Source organism: Clostridium sp. TW13, assembly GCF_024345225.1.
Classification (GTDB): domain Bacteria; phylum Bacillota; class Clostridia; order Clostridiales; family Clostridiaceae; genus Inconstantimicrobium; species Inconstantimicrobium mannanitabidum.
In genome coordinates this window covers 4,391,815-4,408,963 of record NZ_BROD01000001.1, presented here as the reverse complement: position 1 = coordinate 4,408,963, position 17,149 = coordinate 4,391,815, and the positions used below count along the sequence as shown (strand labels likewise).

The following is a 17,149-nucleotide window of genomic DNA, read 5'->3' as shown; positions in this document are numbered from 1 at the left end:
CAATAAAATAATTTCTATAGCTCATCATATCTTTGTTTACTATATTTCATTATCCATCCATCTTCCGTATACAATTCTCCTGCTAATCCATCACTTATATCTTTTATATTGCAAGCTAAATTACCAGTGCTTATTTCTACATTAATTTCATCATTATCTTCAATCATACAAAGCATATTGTGCAAGCTTAAATCTACAGTTTTAGATATTAAGTATTTTAATGCTTCTACTTGTTCTGCATTAAATCCTGATATATTCTCTAATATGCTCTTTGCTGTTATCCCTTTCATTCTTCCACTCAAAATCATATCCATAGAACGTATCGTTCTGTCTCTAACATCTGACATTAATATTTGTCCGTATTTTTCTAAACAATCTTTATCCATTTTATTTATCTCCTCATCTGATTATATAAACAGTTTTATATGATTTCTTTATCACAAATTAAAAACTACTTAAGTTTTGCTAATGAAATTTCTTGCTCTAAAACATCAGCAAATCTTTGAACACTGTTTCCAAGAGTCTCCAACCACTTCATTACTTCACTATCATTTTTATATCTATTAGGCTCCTTCCTGATTTTTACAATATCTTCCATTATATCAGTATCTGGAACTAAATTATTATCTAAAGCCCATCTCCCTGCTTTTGTTTTAGATATAATTTTACCTGTCCTAAGGGTGTAAATACACCTTGCAATATCCAAATACCAACCTGCTGAATATAAGCTTCTGTCTGTTGTAACTGCAAATTTTCTTATTGTTTCGTAATAGCTTGAAACGGCTTCTATAATTTTTTCTTTTGTTGGATAGGTAAATCTATCTCTTATTTCATTGCCATATAATAAATCTCCATTCTCAATTAGTTCTATCATTGAAAAAGGGTCAAAATAGTGTCTATCTGTTATCCTTTGGCCACTTGTCCCCCAATATATAACTGTATCAGGAATATAATTAATAAATGCCTCATGTGTTAAAAAGCCCCCCTCAAATGAGCGAAAATATAAATTATTTCTATATTCATTCAAAAGTTCTTGTCTTAAATTAAGTAATTGTTTTGCTTGTGCATCAGAAATTTTTGTTTCTGTTAGACACAATATATCAATATCACTCCATCCAAGCTTAAAATCTTCAAGTACAATTGACCCATAAAGATAGATTGAAGGATTATTATCCAATAAAATCTGTACTATACGATTTTTCATTATTTCAATTGACTGTTCCATTTTTAACCCTCATTTTTATTTTGATTAATCATAACACTATGATTCCAACTACAGTAAGTTGATTATCGTATTATGTCCCATTAAACCGTATTACTATCTTGTTCTTTCATATAAAAATAGAAAAAAACCGTCATCCCTTGGCTTAGTTTGTCCAACTTTAACAAATCCATGTTTTTCATAAAAATGATGATTTCTATAACTTAAATATGGAGTTTCTAATGTCCATGTTATAGCATTAGGAAATTTATCATCCAAAAATTTCATTATCATACTGCCGACACCTTTACTCTGATACTCTAATGCAACATAGATACATCCTAAATAGAAATTTCCATTTCCTTTATCAACACCTCCTATGCCTCCTATTATTTTGCCATCATCTAATAAAATGTAACTAAAATTATTACCATCTATATTTCTAATAAATGCTCTTTCTTTCTCTACTGAATCCTTTTCGTTAGGGCCATGACCATACATTTTTACTTCCTCTTTAAATGCATTTGCCTTTACAAGTATAATTTCCTCTGCATCACTTATTTCTGACTTTCTAAATTCAATATTCATGCTTCTTAGCTCCCTTTTACCACAAAATGTTCCTTGATCTTGTACACAATAATTTATCCGATAGCTAGCATCCGTAACACTCCAACTTTATATGAAACTCCTCTTCCTAAAGTCAGAAGAGTAAGCGATTCACACTAAATCATAGATTTAGGTTTTCTGCTTAAGTTGGAGATAACGGCTGCACGCTCCTGGACGAGGTACCCCTTGAGGATGTAAGTTCAACTAAGATTCAGATGGGGATCAAACCCCACCTGAATCAAGTTTCACTTGATAATTGTGCAACAGACTGCATTCAACATTTTTTCTAATGATTTTAAATTAAAAATATAAATATAAAATCATTTCTCCTTAATTTGCTTCATATAATTCTTTTCCCCACAAAATGGACATCTTAAATTATATTCATCAAAAACATGTGCAGTAATTAATAATTTTTTTGCTGGTATTTTTAATCTCTGATTACATTTTGGACAAATGAAGTAAAAATTTTTAGATAAATACATGATAGATATAACTACAGTAGCACTAGTTAATATTATTAAAATTAAAACTATATATGACTCCATATATTAACCTCCGTTAATTTTTTGAATATAATTTATCTTTTAAGGATATTCCTTATTAACTCACCAATAAATTGAAATTTATTGGTTAATTTGCTTTAACGCAGACATGATATCTTTATATACTAAAGGTTGCATACTATCCTTATAAATTCCTGTATCTGCTGTTCTCAATGCTCCTATAATACACTCCACTAACTCTGGTTTGTATCTTGCAATATTAGGTAATGCCTTAATACATTGCCTTGATGTAATAGGCTTCTCATCTAGAATGTGTTTTAAATATTCATCAATAATTTCATCAATTTTGTATTCTGTATCCCATTTCGCATTAGCAGATATTAATATAAGTCCTCTGTTTCTTCTATATGAGTTGCTATCTTCAATCAATTCAACAAACCTATCAAAAAATTTATAGACATCATTTGACTTTTCACTTTCAGCTTGTAACAACTGTAATGCTGCATATGCAGATTTCTCATCTTTAGAGTATAACCTTTCAATCAATTCTGTGACATTCTCCATAGTTTCATCTCTCTCTCATCAAAATTCCTGCTTACTAAAAAGTTATATTTTGTATCCAATAATTTTAATTTCATAATTATTTAGCGTATTACGCTCATGTTTATCCTAATTATAACATTATCGCCAATATAATGTACACACTGATACTGATATCAACTTTCCCTCTCCAGAATTCACCCTTATTGTAAGTTAAGTTTCTATTTACTTTATATAATCAAAAAGTGGCACAGTCTGAAAAAACTATGCCACTCTCTAAAAAAGATTAACTTATTAAATTAAAAACTTCTCAACAAACTCACTTACATATTGTGCATTCATGAGACTAGACATTACTGCTATGCCTTCTGCCCCAGCTTCAAGCACTTCTTTGTAGTTACAGTGATTTATCCCCCCTAGGCCAATAACAGGAATATCAATATCTTTAGCTATTTTTGAAAGTTCTATAAATCCTCTAGGTTTTAGACCTTTCTTACACTCAGTTTCAAAAACATGTCCATAAATAACATAATCTGCACCCAATTTATATGCTTCAATTGCTTCCTTATAGCTATGTATGGAAACTCCAACTTTCTTAAAAGGTCTATGCTTGAGTTCTAAAAATTTATTATAAGAAAGCTGAATTCCATCTGCTTTTATTGCTTTAGCTACATCTATATTGGAGTTGATTATTAACTTTATGTTAGTTAATTTCAGTCTGTTCTTCACTTCTAATGCTAACTGCAATAACTCTTCTTCGGACAAATCTTTTTCTCTTAAAATTAAATAATCTAATTTTGATGTTGAGATTTTATTTATCTGATTATAAAAATCTTCACAAAGCTTTCTGTTAGTTATGCCAAATACCATCATAATTAGTCTACAAAACTTTCCCAATCTTTAAATATTGGTTGATATCCCAAGCCCTTTATCATTTCCTTCATTTGAACTGTGGTTCTTTTATCGTTTGTATCAAATTGGCTTTCTCCTGTATTCTCCTTGTCCTTAGTATGTCCTCCAACTGCTGTAGAAACTCCAGCTGAAATCTTATTTATTCCAAGAGGAATTAATCTGTCTCTGAAGCCTTCTGCTTCTCTTGTAGAAATGTTGAGAACACTATTAGGAAACATGATTCTAGCCGCTACAATAGCCTGTACTATATTCTTATCGGTAACTTCTTGAATATGATCAAATCCACCAACGCAAGGCCTTATTCTTGAGAAGGAGAATCCCACATCTGCTGCTGGAAAGTTTTTTCTTAAATAATAACCATGCATTATCTCCTTAAACATTTCTATTCTCCAATTGTTAAGTCCAAGCAATGCACCAATGTTTACAGTTCTTACTCCAGCTTTTATGGCTCTTTCAGGAGTTTCAAGTCTATATCTAAAGTCTTTCTTTGGGCCTCCCAAATGTACCTTATTATATATCTCTTCATCATAAACCTCTTGGTATACACTTAGAGAATCTACTCCTTCTTTAACAACTTTCCTATAATCCTCTTCATCCATTGGATATATTTCTATAGCAATTGAAGGAAAGTATTTCTTCAAAGTCTTTGTTGCTTCCACAATATAACTAACTGGTGTATCCTTTGGAGATTCTCCTGTTAAAAATAATATTTGTTTAAAACCTTCAGAACTGATTGCCTTGGCTTCCTCTGCAATTTCTTCCATGGTTAATTGCTTTCTTGCAATTATATTATCATGATTGTAACCACAATAAGCACATCTGTTTATGCAGTAGTTTGCTATATACATTGGAGTATATAACATTACAGCCTTACCAAAATGCTGCATGGTAAGTGCATGTGCCTTTTGTGCCATTTCCTCTAAACATTCCTCTGCTTTTTCAGAAATTAGAATTAAAAAATCCTCATCTGTATGCTTCCTTTTGTTTATAACTCTAAGTACATCTTCTTTGGTTACATTGTTCCAAAATTCCTCAAAGTTAAAAGTATCGTACTTCTTTAAATACTCATAAGCACTATCTTCTAAATAAGTATGTCCAAACATTTTCTCACCCTCTAACCTAAAAATCCTGTTAATGGTGATGAAGCTACTGCTGTGTTTTGTTGAGCTCCAAGACCTGCAAGATATGCAATTCTTCCACTATCAACAGCCATTCTAAAAGCTTTTGCCATTTCAATTGGATTTTTTGAAGAAGCTATGGCTGTGTTTACAAGTACAGCTGATGCTCCCATTTCCATTGCAAGTGCTGCATCTGAAGGGGCTCCTATCCCTGCATCCACAATAATTGGAGCGTTGATGCCATCAATCATTATTTCAATCAACTCTTTAGTTCTAATTCCTCTGTTACTTCCTATTGGTGATCCAAGAGGCATAACTGCTGCTGCCCCTACATCTACCATTTTTTTACCCATCATTAAATCAGGACTCATATATGGAAGTACAATAAATCCTTCTTTTACTAAGGCTTCAGTTGCTTTTAATGTTTCAAGATTGTCTGGAATAAGGTATTTTGCATCTGATATCACCTCAATTTTAACCCAGTTTCCACATCCCATTGCCTTTGCCATCCTTGCAATTCTTATAGCCTCTTCAGCATTCCTAGCTCCTGATGTATTTGGAAGTAAAGTAATATCCTTTGGAATATATCCAAGCACATCCTCTTCTTTATTATCAAGATCAACTCTTCTTACTGCCATGGTGACCATCTCTGTTTGAGCATTCTCAATAACCTTAGGCAAATCTGCATTGCTACCATATTTCCCTGTACCAACTAATAACCTACTTTTAAACTCTTTTCCACCTAATATGAATATATCATTTTCTATCATTTAAACTTCCCCCTAAACTTCAAATTCTTCTAATATTAATCTTAGTGCTGTATTTGCCTCATGGCAGGCTGCAATTCCAACTCTAGGTGCCATTAATCCTTGATTTACCTGTGCTGCATTTTCAAAATCTCCACACATATATAATCTAGAATTTACTTTCTTTGTTTTTATAATATTATTTGAATAATATCCAGCCATACCTGAAGCTGATATTATCTTAGGCTTTACTGTTTGCAGTAAAACTTCTCTTACTATCATGGCTTTATTTTCTGCACCATCAAAGGCTTCAATAACAATATCTACATCTGAAAATAATTCCTCTATATTATCAGGCTTTACCATAACATCTATAGCTTCAACCTCTATAAAGGGATTTATTTCTTCAAGCAGTCCTTTTAAAGCTTCACATTTTTTCATTCCTATATGCTTAATAAAATATTGTTGCCTGTTCAAATTACTAGGTTCAACTACATCAAAATCTATTATCTTAATGTACCCTACTCCAATTCTCCCAAGAGCTAATGCTGCTGTAGAACCTAATCCCCCTAAGCCTGCAATAGCCACTCTTGCTTGTTTAAGCTTTTCATGCACCTTAGGAGTATGCCTACTCATCATCAAAGCTTCTAAATCTTCTTTTGCAGGAATTTCTCCTCTTTTTATTAAAGCAACCTTGTCTCCTTCCTTAAGAACGTAATCTTGTTTTATAGGAAACCCGTTTACTATAACTATATCTGCATCACTCTTGTACTTATCTCTCACTCCAAATGCTGTAATACCTTTCTCTTCTGTTTTATTTTTCTCATTTACTAATATATTCACTTTAGCCGCCCCCAACAAAGCTTACCACTTCAACAATATTGCTTTCTTCTAACTTATGTGTTTGAAAATCTTCCTTGTGGATGATAACACCATCAATTTCAACCACTATTCTATCCACATTTAAATTAAGTTCTTTGGCTAGATCCATAATACTTTCATTTTCCTTACATTCTATTTGTTTTCCATTCACTATCATAATATTTTCATCTCCTTTCCTACAAAATTAAAATCTTTACTAGGGGCAAATATTCAACAAAAAAAAGAACTTACCCACGGCAAGTTCTTAAAATTCACATCATTATATATTAATTAAATCCACTAATTATAAACGATTATGATTCAGTGCTTCCCTACGGTGGTATTAACCACATCAGGTTTAAAGAGTTAAAGTATTGTACAACTTCTCTCAGCCAACTTACATTGGCACCCCTAGCCTTCGATTTATTTGGTTTTCATTTTTATTATAAGTTTACAATTTTTATTTGTAAAGAATAATTTTGCATTCATCTGCTATTCATTTTAGGAATTATTCTTTAAAATACTTCTTTATATTATCTATAGTCAATAATATCTCATCTATATTTTCCTTAGTTTTATAATTTTCTTTGCAGTACCCCATCATATCTCTAATGCTACTTAAAGAATTGCTGAATCTATCTTGCATCCAATCATGTCTAGGTAATAACCATAAATGAAAATGTCCTGAACGTTCTTCTTGAATTATAGTCACTTCTTTTATTTGTGCTACCTTCTCCATCGCCAATCTTGCTCTATATACTAACCTAAATAGCTCTGAAGATTCTTCTAATGTAAGTTGAGCTATAGATTTTATATGTTTTTTAGAAGCAATGATTAGAAATCCTTTTATAGGCACTTCTGGATCTTGATGAAGTACAAAATTTTTTGTTTCAGTTATTATTCCTCTAGGTGGAGTAGCCTGTCCATTTCCTATAGCGCACCCTATACATTCACACTCAATTTCATTATTTAAAAAATCCTTAATTATCACTTCTATTCTCCCCTTCAATTCCTGATAGCACAAGCAAGATTCCGAGCATTGAAGGTCCACACTTTATTTCATTTTTACCTATCATTTCTTTTATTGTACTAACAGGCATCCATTTGATTTCTTTTACTTCATTTTTATCAAAAGTTTCAATACTACTTATTGCTTTACATTTTACTATATTAAAAACTGCATCAGACATACCATTGGAAGGATTAAAACTACATATAAGCTTCGGCTCAGTTACTGTATATCCTGTTTCCTCCAAAGCTTCTCTTTTAGCTGCTTCTTCTGGTGTCTCTCCTTCTTCTATCCCTCCAGCTGGTATTTCCCATCCCACTGAATTGGTAACATACCTATAGGAATGAATAAGAAGGATTTCACCCCTATCATTTTCTATCACTGCACCTACAGACTGCTTATCATAATGAAGGAAATGATGTTTTTCTATTAACCTTCCATCTGGAAACAAAACCTTATCAACATATAAATTTACCCAAGGATTTTCATAAATTATAGTTCTATCTAGTCTTTTAGGAAACATATTTTTTCTCCTTCTCTCTACATCCCTTTAAAAGAAAATCTTTCTTTAATAAGTCTATTTAAATCGTCACTCTCTACATATGGAATTAAGGCTACAACATCACCAAAGTTTCCTTTTTCTATTTCCCCAACAACTATTTTCGTTAATGTTTCTTCTTCCATAAAAGGAGCTACTGGAATTATTACATCAACTGCTGAGTTATTTTCTCGTACTTTAAGAACAATTTTATCAAGCTTTTCTGAATCAATATATGGTATTAAACTCATTATCTTATCAAAAGAATTTGTTTCAGTTACTGATTTTTCTATTAATTCAACTAAGTAATCTTCTGCTAAATATGGTGCAATTGATGCTAATTCATTTAAATTATTTGTTGATATATTCTTCGCAAATTCACTCAAAGTTTCTTCACTTAAGTACGGTGCAAGTGATGCCAGCTCCTTTAAACTTATATCCTTTTTCTCTACCATTTGTTTTGCTAAAATTTCAGAACTTTCTGGTTTAATAATTGGCGCAATTTCTATAAACTCATCTACTGATTCTACATTAATATCTTCTTCATTTTTAATAATCCTTTGAATTATATTGGTCCCATTTTTATTATTTAGAAGCTCATCTATTGATATATTTAAAATTTTTGATAGCTCATCAAGCTTAGTAATATCAGGCATAGTTTGTCCTCTCTCCCAACTACTTACTGCTTGAAAAGTAACTCCTAATTTATCTGCCACCTCCATTTGAGTTAGATTTAATCTTCTTCTTTGATCAGAAATTATTTTGCCTATTTTTATCATATCCAACATTATTTATTCCTCCTTTTAAATTATACCTGTATTCTAGCATAATAATTTAAAACAAACTATAAAGTAATTCTTGAGTTAAATTTAAAGATACCTTCTACACTAAAGCTTAATTTGAATTAATACATAATTACAAAAAACAGAGATATCAAATACAATATCTCTGTCTTAAAATCTCATACTATTTTAATTTGTCTTCAAGCATTTGCTTAACCATAGGTGGATTTGCTTTTCCTTTAGTTGCCTTCATAACTTGACCTACAAGGAAGCCTATAGCTTGAAGTTTTCCACTCTTATAGTCCTCTACTGACTGTGGATGTTTTTCCATAGCTTCTATAACTGCTTTTTCTATTTCATCTTCATTATTGATTTGAGTAAGTCCCTTCTCCTCAACAATAACCTTTGGTTCTTTTCCTGTGTTGAATACTTCCTCAAACACTTCTTTAGCTGCAGTGCTACTTAAAGTTCCCTTGCTTACCATATCAGCAATTTCTACTATATGATCTTGCTTAACTGGAATATCATCAAAGTCTCCTTCATGATCCTTCATAAGTCTGAATAAATCTCCAAGTATCCAGTTTGCAGCTATTTTACTTTCACAGCCTTTTTCAACTAAGCCTTCATAGTAATCTGCTAAATATTTATCTCCTGTTAAAATATCAATCTCTTTTTCAGTAAGATCATAGGTTGTTGCAAATCTTTGCTTTCTTGCCTTTGGTAACTCTGGCATTGTTTTCTCTGCATTTTCTAAAATGAAATCTTCAATTACAACAGGAAGCAAATCTGGATCTGGGAAGTATCTATAATCATCAGCATCTTCCTTAGTTCTCATAACTATAGTTCTTCCTTTTGCTGAATCCCAACGTCTTGTTTCTTGTTTTATCTTGTAACTTTCCCCATACTCATACAGCTCTCTTTGTCTCTTCTCTTCTTTTTCAAGAGCCTTTTGTACTTCCTTAAAGGAGTTAATGTTTTTTATTTCAACCTTACAGTTTAATTCTTTCTTTCCAACCTCTCTTAAAGAAATATTAGCATCACATCTTAAGGAACCTTCCTCCATACGACAGTCTGATATCTCAGCATATTCTAATATGTTCTTTAAGTTCTTAAGGAAGGCTACAGCTTCTTCTGGTGAACTCATATCTGGTTCAGTAACTATTTCAACTAGAGGTACCCCAACACGGTTATAGTCAATTAGTGAATATGGTTCATACTCTAAATGCACTAACTTACCTGCATCCTCTTCTATATGAATTCTGTTTAATCTTACAGTTTTAATGCCATCTTTAGTTTCTATTTCTACACTTCCACCTGAACATATAGGTAAATCAAATTGAGATATCTGATATGCCTTTGGAAGGTCTGGATAGAAGTAATTCTTTCTGTCCAATTTGTTTAATTGATTTATTTTACAATTTAATGCCTTACCTGCTTTTACTGCTAAATTTACTACTTCTTCATTTAATACTGGAAGAGTACCTGGTAATCCTAAACAGACAGGACAAGTATTTTCATTTGGTTTTGAACCAAACGCTGTTGAGCAGTTACAGAATATTTTTGTTTTTGTTTTGAGCTCAGCATGTATTTCAAGCCCAATTATAGTTTCGTATGCCATAATTTCTTACTCCTTCCCTATCTCTTAGAATATGAATATGATTCTTCTCTTAATTTTACTAAGTCTAAATCTAATTCTTTTTCAAGAGCCTTAGCTCCTTTTAATATTTTCTTTTCACCAAAGTGTGGTCCCATTATCTGCAATCCTATTGGAAGCTTGCTTTCTTTACCTACTCCACAAGGTATTGATATGGCAGGGATTCCAGCTAAGTTTATATTAACTGTATAAATATCTGCTAAATACATTTCTAGAGGATTGCTCTTCTTCTCTCCCATCTTAAATGGAAGAACTGGTGATACTGGTCCTACAATTAAATCATACTTTTCAAATACTTCTCTAAATTGATTTTTTATCTTCTTCTTTAACTTCATTGCTCTATTATAGTAAGCATCATAATAACCTGATGAAAGACTGTAAGTTCCAATCATAATTCTTCTCTTTACTTCATCTCCAAAGGCTTCACTTCTGCTCTTTTCCATAAGCTCATATACATCTTCAAATTCCTTAGTTCTATATCCATATCTAATTCCATCATATCTAGAAAGATTTGAACTAGCTTCTGCTGAAGAAATAATGTAGTAAGCTGAAAGTCCTTCTTTAGTTATAGGAAGAGAAATTTCTTCTACTATAGCTCCTAACTTCTTGAACTTCTCTATAGCTTCTTTAACGCTTTCTGCTATTTCTTCATTTAAGCCCTCTTCGAAGAATTCTTTAGGAACTGCTATCCTCATTCCTTTGACTCCATCCTCAAGACCTTCTAAGTAATCTTCTTCCTTAAGATCTCTTTTGCTGGTATTGTCCATAGGATCAGTACCTGCTATTGCTTGAAGTAATAATGCACAATCTTCTACATTCTTTCCTATAGGTCCTATTTGATCTAGAGATGATGCAAAAGCTATAAGGCCAAATCTTGATACAAGTCCATAGGTTGGCTTAAGTCCAACAACTCCACAGAAACCTGCTGGCTGTCTTATCGATCCACCTGTGTCTGAACCTAAAGATATAGGAGCCATTTCTGCTGAAACTACTGCAGCTGATCCACCAGAAGACCCACCAGGTACTCTAGCAACATCCCAAGGATTTTTAGTTTTCTTAAAGGCTGAATTTTCTGTAGAAGATCCCATGGCAAACTCATCCATGTTCACTTTTCCAAGAATAATTGCGCCCTCTTCTTTAAGCTTTTTAACTACGGTTGCATCATAAGGAGGCACAAAATCTTCTAACATTTTTGAAGCACAAGTAGTTCTTACTCCATCCGTACAAATGTTATCCTTTATGGCTATAGGAACTCCTTGAAGTATTCCTACCTTTTCTCCCCTTTTAATTTTTTCATCTGTGTCCTTTGCTGCCTTTATAGCCTCTTCTTGGCATAATGTTAAATAAGCTTCTATTTCTGAATTTTTTTCTTTAATCTTTTCAAAATATGCTTTAACTACTTCTTCTGAAGTAAATTTGCCATCTCTAATACCATCTCTTATATCTTTAACTTTCATGTGATAAAAATCCATTTTTTCGCCTCCTAATCTAATATCTTAGGTACCTCTATTGCACCATCTCTTAAGGTTTTTACATTTTGCATTAACTTTTTCTTATCCTCAAAAACTTGTGGGATATCTTTTCTAAAGTCTTTATTTGTATCTTCCATCTTTGTTAAATCAATATCTGATAAATCTAGCTTATCTAAATCTTCAAAATGTCCAAGTATATCTTGAAATTGCTCTGTCATCTTTTTTAAATCTTCTTCTGTAAACTTCAATTTTGCAAGTTTAGCCACATATTGAACTTCTTCAATAGTCACTTCTGTTTTTGCCATATCTCTTCACTCCTCTTCCTTACACTCTTACTATCTTAAGGTGTTATTCTCTTCATATCTCTTGGCAATAAAGATGCTTCTCTAATATTCTGTAAATCTAAAATCTTCATTGTAAGTCTTTCTAATCCTATTGCAAGACCTCCATGTGGTGGCATTCCATATTTAAAGTTTTCTGTATAGAAATCAAAATCTTCTGGCTTCATACCAAACTTCTTAATGTTCTCAACTAACATTTCATAATCATGAATTCTTTGTCCACCTGTAGTTATTTCAAGTCCTTTATATATTAAGTCAAAGCTCTTTGTAACTGTGTCATCTTCATCATCTGGCATAGTATACATTGGTCTTTTTGATCTTGTGTACTTTGTCAAAAAGACGAAGTCACTATCATATTTTTCTTTTACATATTGAGAGAACAACTTTTCACCTTCTGCATCTAAATTTCCTACTGGTGATCTCTTACCATACTCTTCAAGAATTATATCTTGCGCTTCTGTAAGCTTTATTCTTGGAATCTTAATTGCTTCAGGTAACTTTATGTCAAACATCTTAAGCACATCTGCACAAGTTTCATTTAGATGTTTGAAAAGGAAATTCATAAAACCTTCTTCTAAATCCATAATTTCATATTCATCCTTTATGAACCCCATCTCTATATCCATACTTACATACTCGTTTAAATGTCTCCAAGTATTATGAAGCTCTGCTCTGTACGCATGACCTATTTCAAATACTCTCTCAAAACCTACTCCAACCATCATTTGTTTGTAGAATTGAGGACTTTGTGCAAGGAATGCTCTATGGTCAAAGTAATTTACAGTGAACATTTCACTTCCACCTTCAGTACCAGATGCTATTATCTTTGGTGTATGAACTTCAGTAAAGTTTCTTTCTTTTAAGTAAGCTCTAAATGCTGTTTGAATTTCTTCTTGAATCTTAAAAGTAGCCATTATCTTTGGTTGTCTAAGACTTATAACTCTATGATCTAATTGAGTCTCTAAACTTGCAGTTATTTTTCCTTTGTTGATTTCAAAAGGAAGTTCATCATAATAACTCTTACCTATTATGCTAAGTTCACTTACTTGAATTTCAACTCCATCAATAGCCTTTTCATTTGATACTTTAACCCCAGATGCTTCAATACACATTTCTAATCTTAATCCTGCACACATTTCTTTTGTAAGCACTAACTGTAGTATGCCAGTCTTATCTCTAAGTCTTACAAAGTTTACATGACCAAGCTCATATATTTTATATACCCATCCTTTTACTAATACTTTTTCATCATCTTTTACTTCTTTAACTTGCTTTACGTATAATCTTTCCATTAATTAATTCCTCCCAGTTATATTTATTACTTATTGCTTAATTTTTTCTTCTAAGATATTATTTGAAAAATAAAAAGTCCCTATACCATATAAAAATATGGTATAGGGACGACATATCGCGGTACCACCCTAATTGATTCTAAATAAAACAATATATAGAATCATCTCTGACAAGTAACATCTTAATTACTCTATCCTTTTAACGGTGGATACTTCCGTCCAAGTCTACTCTTTAAATGAAGTTTCATATAAATTTCGGTTGAATCCTCAAGGCTGTTCTTCCACAAAGCTTCCATGCAAGGATTTCACCATCCCTTACTCTCTAAAACTTCTACTTTGCTTACTCTTCCTATCATAGTTCTAAAATATTCTGTTTTTTCTCACTACTTTGTCAATATAATATCACTTTAATTTACACATTGCAATATTTTTTTGTAATTTTAAATTAATAATTATTGGTTAAAATAAAGAAGGTAGAAATTGCAAGCAATTTCTACCCTTTGTTTTATATATTAAAGATTTAAGGCTTTATCAATTTCTGGCTTATCAAAACCAACAATGATAGTACCATCTATGTCTAGTACTGGTACTCCCATTTGTTTTGACTTAGATACCATTTCTTCTCTAGCTTCCATGTTTTCTTGAACATTTAGATCTTCAAAATCTACTCCTTTTGAAGATAAATAATTTTTTGCTTTTACACACCATGGACATGAATTTGTTGAATAAACTTTAACCATTATAATCACTCCTAATTTATAAATATTTATTATTCAATAATGTTTAACACAATTGCTTTTGGTCTAGACATAGCTTCAATTGAATATTTTATACCTTGAGTTCCTATGCCTGATGACTTTACTCCTAAGAATGGAAAATGATCTGGTCCTCTCTCAGGTTTATTATTTACTTGAACAGTTCCAACCTCTAACTTATCTGCTATATAAAATGCATCATTTATATTTTGTGTAAATACAGATGCTTGAAGCCCATATTCTGATTTATTTGCTATTTCAATAGCTTCATCCTTATCCTTAACTCTTATTACAGGTAGTACTGGACCAAAAGGTTCCTCCCAAGCTAGCCTCATATCAAGACTAACATTATCATATAAAGTCGGATAAATTAAGTTTCCTTCTCTACTGCCACCTATTACTTTTGTGGCTCCTTTTTCTTCTGCCTCTTTCATTAATTCTTCAACGAAATCAGCAGATTTACTATCTATAAGAGGAACTACATCCACATCTCCATCAAGGGGATTTCCAACCTTAAGCTTTTCAATTCCTGCTTTTATTTTTTCAATAAGTGTATCTGCTATAGAATCTTCTACAAGAATTCTCTTAACAGCTGTACAACGCTGACCTGAATATGAATATGCACCTGAAACTATATTTTTTGCTGCTACATTTAAATCAGCGCTAGGTAAAACTATGGCCGCATCCTTGCCTCCAAGTTCCATCAACAAAGGCTTCATTGATGAAATGCTTGAAATTCTTTTACCTATCTCAGTACTTCCTGTAAAATTAATAAAATCAATAAGTTTATGTGTAACACAATAATCACCAATCTCACTGCCTCTGCCAGTTACAGTATTTAAAACTCCTGCTGGCAAACCTGCTTCTTGAAATATTCTTGCTAAATATAAGGCAGAAATACTTCCTTGAGTAGCAGGTTTTAAAATAACAGAATTTCCTGCTATTAGAGCTGGTGCTATTTTAGATGCAGATAAATTCACCGGATAGTTGAAAGGTGAAATTGCCAAAACCACACCTAGTGGTTCTCTCGTTACAATAGAAACCTTATTTCTTTTAAACCCAGGGAAGGTATCTGATGGAATGCTCTCTCCTTCCATTGCTTTCGCTGCATCAGCTGTAAATCTTATATAATCAGCTGTTCTTAGAGCTTCTGATTCAGAACTCTTCCTATCTTTACCAACTTCTCTAAGCATAATTTCTACGAAATCATCTACTCTTTCCTCTATCAAATCCGCAGCTCTATATAAAATTCTAGCCCTTTTATTCAAAGGAACATTTCTCCATAGCTTTTGAGCTTTTCTAGCATTTTTTATAGAATCATCTACCTCTTCCTTGCTCATGGCTTGAACTTTTCCAACTACTTTATTATCCAAAGGTGATACTATCTCTATAAGATTTCCTGTACTACTTTCTATCCACTTTCCATCTAATAGAGTTTTTAGAGTAGTGTCATCTTTATATATTTCCTTAAACACTTATCTCACCTCCAAAGCTTTATCTATCAAGGCTTTATCAAATCCTACTATTACATTTTCATCTATACATATTACTGGTACAGATCTTTGTCCTGATACTTCCATAACTCCATTTCTATCCTCATGTCTGTCAGCTACATTAATTTCTTTGTACTTTACACCTTGCATGTCAAAATATTTTTTAGCCTTTATACATGATGGACACCATGAAGTAGAATAAATCTTTACTCTTCCTTCATCCATAATTATTCTCCTTTCACCACATCTACTATATACTTCTCTGCATCAAGTGCAGCTATAGTTCCATCTGATACTGCAGTAGTTATCTGTCTATACTTTTTATTTCTAACGTCTCCTGCTGCATATACACCTTTAACGTTAGTTCTCATATCCTCATCAGTTATAATATACCCTGATTTTGATAATTCTATATAATCCTTAAAAAGACTTGTTTTAGGTTCTGTTCCTATATACCCAAAAACTGCATCCAATTCTATTTCTTTTTCTTCTTCAGTTTTTGTATTTTTTATCTTAGCTGAAGTCATAAAGTTATCACCATTAACATCAACTAAATCCCAATTATACATTATTTCAATCTTTGGATTTGCTTCTACCTCATCCAATAACTTCTTTTCTCCATTAAAATAATCATGTCTTCTTATAATCAATACTTTTTTGGCAAATCTTGATAAAAATACAGCTTCTTCTAATGCAGAATTTCCTCCTCCAACTACTCCGACAATCTTGCCTTCATACATCGCTCCATCACAAACTGCACAATAATGAACACCCTTACCTGAGTACTTTTGTTCATTTGGAATCGGCAATTTTTTAGGCTCTGCTCCAGTTGCTATTATTACTGCTTTTGTCTTATATATATAGCTATTAGTCTCTATTATTTTCTCATTATCAGTTAACTGAACTTTTTCTATCATATCAAATTCATCTATATTGGCGCCTAAAGAAAGTGCCTGCTCATACATTAAATCTGACAATTCAATTCCTGATGTCTTTTTGAATCCAGGGTAATTTTCTATAGAGTAGCTATTTCTTACTTGACCACCAATTATTGCTTCTTCTAAAAGTAAGCTATTAAGTTTAGCTCTAGATGCATATATGGATGCTGTAATTCCAGCTGGTCCTGCTCCTATAATAATTAAATCTATATCCTTTATGTCTTTACTCATTGTATCACCTCTTTAGTACCCCCAAGGGGTATCATTATTTATATTATATCACTTATTTTTATAAATACAACTTTTTTTATACCAAAATAAAAAACAAAGTAGAGATTATTATAAAATCTCTACTTTATATTAAATAATAAGGACTCTTCAAAAA

The 17,149-nt window shown here is 32.0% G+C and carries 21 protein-coding genes, 1 riboswitch and 1 other annotated feature; all 21 genes read right to left on the bottom strand.

Annotated elements, in window-relative coordinates; all coding sequences use genetic code 11:
* Positions 1 to 14: 14 nt before the first annotated feature.
* Entirely contained in the window at positions 15 to 386 is a 372-nt protein-coding gene (locus OCU47_RS20565; protein WP_261830425.1) for a hypothetical protein, read from the bottom strand.
* A gap of 65 nt (positions 387 to 451) precedes the next feature.
* A complete protein-coding gene (locus tag OCU47_RS20560; protein WP_261830424.1) occupies positions 452 to 1,225 on the bottom strand; it encodes a nucleotidyltransferase domain-containing protein in 774 nt (257 codons plus the stop codon).
* Between the two features lie 93 nt (positions 1,226 to 1,318).
* Positions 1,319 to 1,789: a GNAT family N-acetyltransferase gene (locus tag OCU47_RS20555; RefSeq protein WP_261830423.1), complete on the bottom strand. Its 471-nt coding sequence runs from the start codon at positions 1,787 to 1,789 to the stop codon at positions 1,319 to 1,321.
* A gap of 338 nt (positions 1,790 to 2,127) precedes the next feature.
* On the bottom strand, positions 2,128 to 2,355 hold the full coding sequence (locus OCU47_RS20550) for a hypothetical protein (RefSeq protein ID WP_261830422.1): 228 nt from the start codon (positions 2,353 to 2,355) through the stop codon (positions 2,128 to 2,130).
* Between the two features lie 78 nt (positions 2,356 to 2,433).
* Positions 2,434 to 2,877 (bottom strand): SufBD protein, encoded by a 444-nt coding sequence (locus tag OCU47_RS20545; RefSeq protein ID WP_261830421.1) that lies wholly within the window; start codon positions 2,875 to 2,877, stop codon positions 2,434 to 2,436.
* A gap of 270 nt (positions 2,878 to 3,147) precedes the next feature.
* Entirely contained in the window at positions 3,148 to 3,726 is a 579-nt protein-coding gene (locus OCU47_RS20540) for a thiamine phosphate synthase (protein ID WP_261830420.1), read from the bottom strand.
* Between the two features lie 2 nt (positions 3,727 to 3,728).
* Positions 3,729 to 4,868: a 2-iminoacetate synthase ThiH gene (gene thiH, locus OCU47_RS20535; protein WP_261830419.1), complete on the bottom strand. Its 1,140-nt coding sequence runs from the start codon at positions 4,866 to 4,868 to the stop codon at positions 3,729 to 3,731.
* An 11-nt stretch (positions 4,869 to 4,879) separates the two neighbouring features.
* A complete protein-coding gene (locus OCU47_RS20530; protein ID WP_261830418.1) occupies positions 4,880 to 5,653 on the bottom strand; it encodes a thiazole synthase in 774 nt (257 codons plus the stop codon).
* 12 nt (positions 5,654 to 5,665) lie between these two features.
* A complete protein-coding gene (gene thiF / locus OCU47_RS20525) occupies positions 5,666 to 6,472 on the bottom strand; it encodes a sulfur carrier protein ThiS adenylyltransferase ThiF (RefSeq protein WP_261830417.1) in 807 nt (268 codons plus the stop codon).
* A gap of 1 nt (position 6,473) precedes the next feature.
* On the bottom strand, positions 6,474 to 6,668 hold the full coding sequence (gene thiS, locus OCU47_RS20520; RefSeq protein WP_261830416.1) for a sulfur carrier protein ThiS: 195 nt from the start codon (positions 6,666 to 6,668) through the stop codon (positions 6,474 to 6,476).
* A 134-nt stretch (positions 6,669 to 6,802) separates the two neighbouring features.
* Positions 6,803 to 6,913, bottom strand: a riboswitch (TPP riboswitch).
* An 85-nt stretch (positions 6,914 to 6,998) separates the two neighbouring features.
* Positions 6,999 to 7,481, bottom strand: coding sequence for an HIT family protein (locus tag OCU47_RS20515; protein ID WP_261830415.1), 483 nt, complete (start codon positions 7,479 to 7,481; stop codon positions 6,999 to 7,001).
* Positions 7,471 to 8,022: an NUDIX hydrolase gene (locus OCU47_RS20510; protein ID WP_261830414.1), complete on the bottom strand. Its 552-nt coding sequence runs from the start codon at positions 8,020 to 8,022 to the stop codon at positions 7,471 to 7,473. Before OCU47_RS20510 ends, OCU47_RS20515 begins: the two co-directional genes overlap by 11 nt.
* Before the next feature lie 17 nt (positions 8,023 to 8,039).
* Entirely contained in the window at positions 8,040 to 8,825 is a 786-nt protein-coding gene (locus OCU47_RS20505) for a helix-turn-helix domain-containing protein (RefSeq protein WP_261830413.1), read from the bottom strand.
* Positions 8,826 to 9,003: 178 nt separating this feature from the next.
* Positions 9,004 to 10,437: an Asp-tRNA(Asn)/Glu-tRNA(Gln) amidotransferase subunit GatB gene (gene gatB, locus OCU47_RS20500; RefSeq protein WP_261830412.1), complete on the bottom strand. Its 1,434-nt coding sequence runs from the start codon at positions 10,435 to 10,437 to the stop codon at positions 9,004 to 9,006.
* 17 nt (positions 10,438 to 10,454) lie between these two features.
* Positions 10,455 to 11,945 carry an Asp-tRNA(Asn)/Glu-tRNA(Gln) amidotransferase subunit GatA gene (gatA, locus tag OCU47_RS20495; protein WP_261830411.1) on the bottom strand — a complete coding sequence of 497 codons (1,491 nt, stop codon included), beginning with the start codon at positions 11,943 to 11,945 and terminating at the stop codon, positions 10,455 to 10,457.
* Between the two features lie 11 nt (positions 11,946 to 11,956).
* Positions 11,957 to 12,250, bottom strand: a complete 294-nt coding sequence (gene gatC, locus OCU47_RS20490; RefSeq protein WP_261830410.1) for an Asp-tRNA(Asn)/Glu-tRNA(Gln) amidotransferase subunit GatC — start codon at positions 12,248 to 12,250, stop codon at positions 11,957 to 11,959.
* 35 nt (positions 12,251 to 12,285) lie between these two features.
* Positions 12,286 to 13,578 (bottom strand): aspartate--tRNA(Asn) ligase, encoded by a 1,293-nt coding sequence (gene aspS, locus OCU47_RS20485; protein WP_261830409.1) that lies wholly within the window; start codon positions 13,576 to 13,578, stop codon positions 12,286 to 12,288.
* A 101-nt stretch (positions 13,579 to 13,679) separates the two neighbouring features.
* Positions 13,680 to 13,943 (bottom strand) — a binding site (T-box leader).
* 147 nt (positions 13,944 to 14,090) lie between these two features.
* Positions 14,091 to 14,318 carry a glutaredoxin family protein gene (locus OCU47_RS20480; RefSeq protein ID WP_261830408.1) on the bottom strand — a complete coding sequence of 76 codons (228 nt, stop codon included), beginning with the start codon at positions 14,316 to 14,318 and terminating at the stop codon, positions 14,091 to 14,093.
* Between the two features lie 29 nt (positions 14,319 to 14,347).
* Complete coding sequence (locus tag OCU47_RS20475; protein WP_376778065.1) at positions 14,348 to 15,748, bottom strand: NADP-dependent glyceraldehyde-3-phosphate dehydrogenase; 1,401 nt, start codon at positions 15,746 to 15,748, stop codon at positions 14,348 to 14,350.
* A gap of 60 nt (positions 15,749 to 15,808) precedes the next feature.
* Positions 15,809 to 16,051 carry a glutaredoxin domain-containing protein gene (locus tag OCU47_RS20470; RefSeq protein WP_261830406.1) on the bottom strand — a complete coding sequence of 81 codons (243 nt, stop codon included), beginning with the start codon at positions 16,049 to 16,051 and terminating at the stop codon, positions 15,809 to 15,811.
* Positions 16,052 to 16,053: 2 nt separating this feature from the next.
* The gene (gene trxB, locus OCU47_RS20465) at positions 16,054 to 16,995 is read right to left on the bottom strand and encodes a thioredoxin-disulfide reductase (protein WP_261830405.1); all 942 of its coding nucleotides are present in this window, start codon (positions 16,993 to 16,995) and stop codon (positions 16,054 to 16,056) included.
* Positions 16,996 to 17,149: the final 154 nt, after the last annotated feature.

Bases quoted from the DNA above. Each gene is read 5' to 3' on its own strand.
- OCU47_RS20565 (WP_261830425.1), bottom strand. From the start codon at position 386: ATGGATAAAGATTGTTTAGAAAAATACGGACAAATATTAATGTCAGAT.
- OCU47_RS20560 (WP_261830424.1), bottom strand. From the start codon at position 1,225: ATGGAACAGTCAATTGAAATAATGAAAAATCGTATAGTACAGATTTTA.
- OCU47_RS20555 (WP_261830423.1), bottom strand. From the start codon at position 1,789: ATGAATATTGAATTTAGAAAGTCAGAAATAAGTGATGCAGAGGAAATT.
- OCU47_RS20550 (WP_261830422.1), bottom strand. From the start codon at position 2,355: ATGGAGTCATATATAGTTTTAATTTTAATAATATTAACTAGTGCTACT.
- OCU47_RS20545 (WP_261830421.1), bottom strand. From the start codon at position 2,877: ATGGAGAATGTCACAGAATTGATTGAAAGGTTATACTCTAAAGATGAG.
- OCU47_RS20540 (WP_261830420.1), bottom strand. From the start codon at position 3,726: ATGATGGTATTTGGCATAACTAACAGAAAGCTTTGTGAAGATTTTTAT.
- thiH (WP_261830419.1), bottom strand. From the start codon at position 4,868: ATGTTTGGACATACTTATTTAGAAGATAGTGCTTATGAGTATTTAAAG.
- OCU47_RS20530 (WP_261830418.1), bottom strand. From the start codon at position 5,653: ATGATAGAAAATGATATATTCATATTAGGTGGAAAAGAGTTTAAAAGT.
- thiS (WP_261830416.1), bottom strand. From the start codon at position 6,668: ATGATAGTGAATGGAAAACAAATAGAATGTAAGGAAAATGAAAGTATT.
- OCU47_RS20510 (WP_261830414.1), bottom strand. From the start codon at position 8,022: ATGTTTCCTAAAAGACTAGATAGAACTATAATTTATGAAAATCCTTGG.
- OCU47_RS20505 (WP_261830413.1), bottom strand. From the start codon at position 8,825: ATGTTGGATATGATAAAAATAGGCAAAATAATTTCTGATCAAAGAAGA.
- gatB (WP_261830412.1), bottom strand. From the start codon at position 10,437: ATGGCATACGAAACTATAATTGGGCTTGAAATACATGCTGAGCTCAAA.
- gatA (WP_261830411.1), bottom strand. From the start codon at position 11,945: ATGGATTTTTATCACATGAAAGTTAAAGATATAAGAGATGGTATTAGA.
- gatC (WP_261830410.1), bottom strand. From the start codon at position 12,250: ATGGCAAAAACAGAAGTGACTATTGAAGAAGTTCAATATGTGGCTAAA.
- aspS (WP_261830409.1), bottom strand. From the start codon at position 13,578: ATGGAAAGATTATACGTAAAGCAAGTTAAAGAAGTAAAAGATGATGAA.
- OCU47_RS20480 (WP_261830408.1), bottom strand. From the start codon at position 14,318: ATGGTTAAAGTTTATTCAACAAATTCATGTCCATGGTGTGTAAAAGCA.
- OCU47_RS20470 (WP_261830406.1), bottom strand. From the start codon at position 16,051: ATGGATGAAGGAAGAGTAAAGATTTATTCTACTTCATGGTGTCCATCA.
- trxB (WP_261830405.1), bottom strand. From the start codon at position 16,995: ATGAGTAAAGACATAAAGGATATAGATTTAATTATTATAGGAGCAGGA.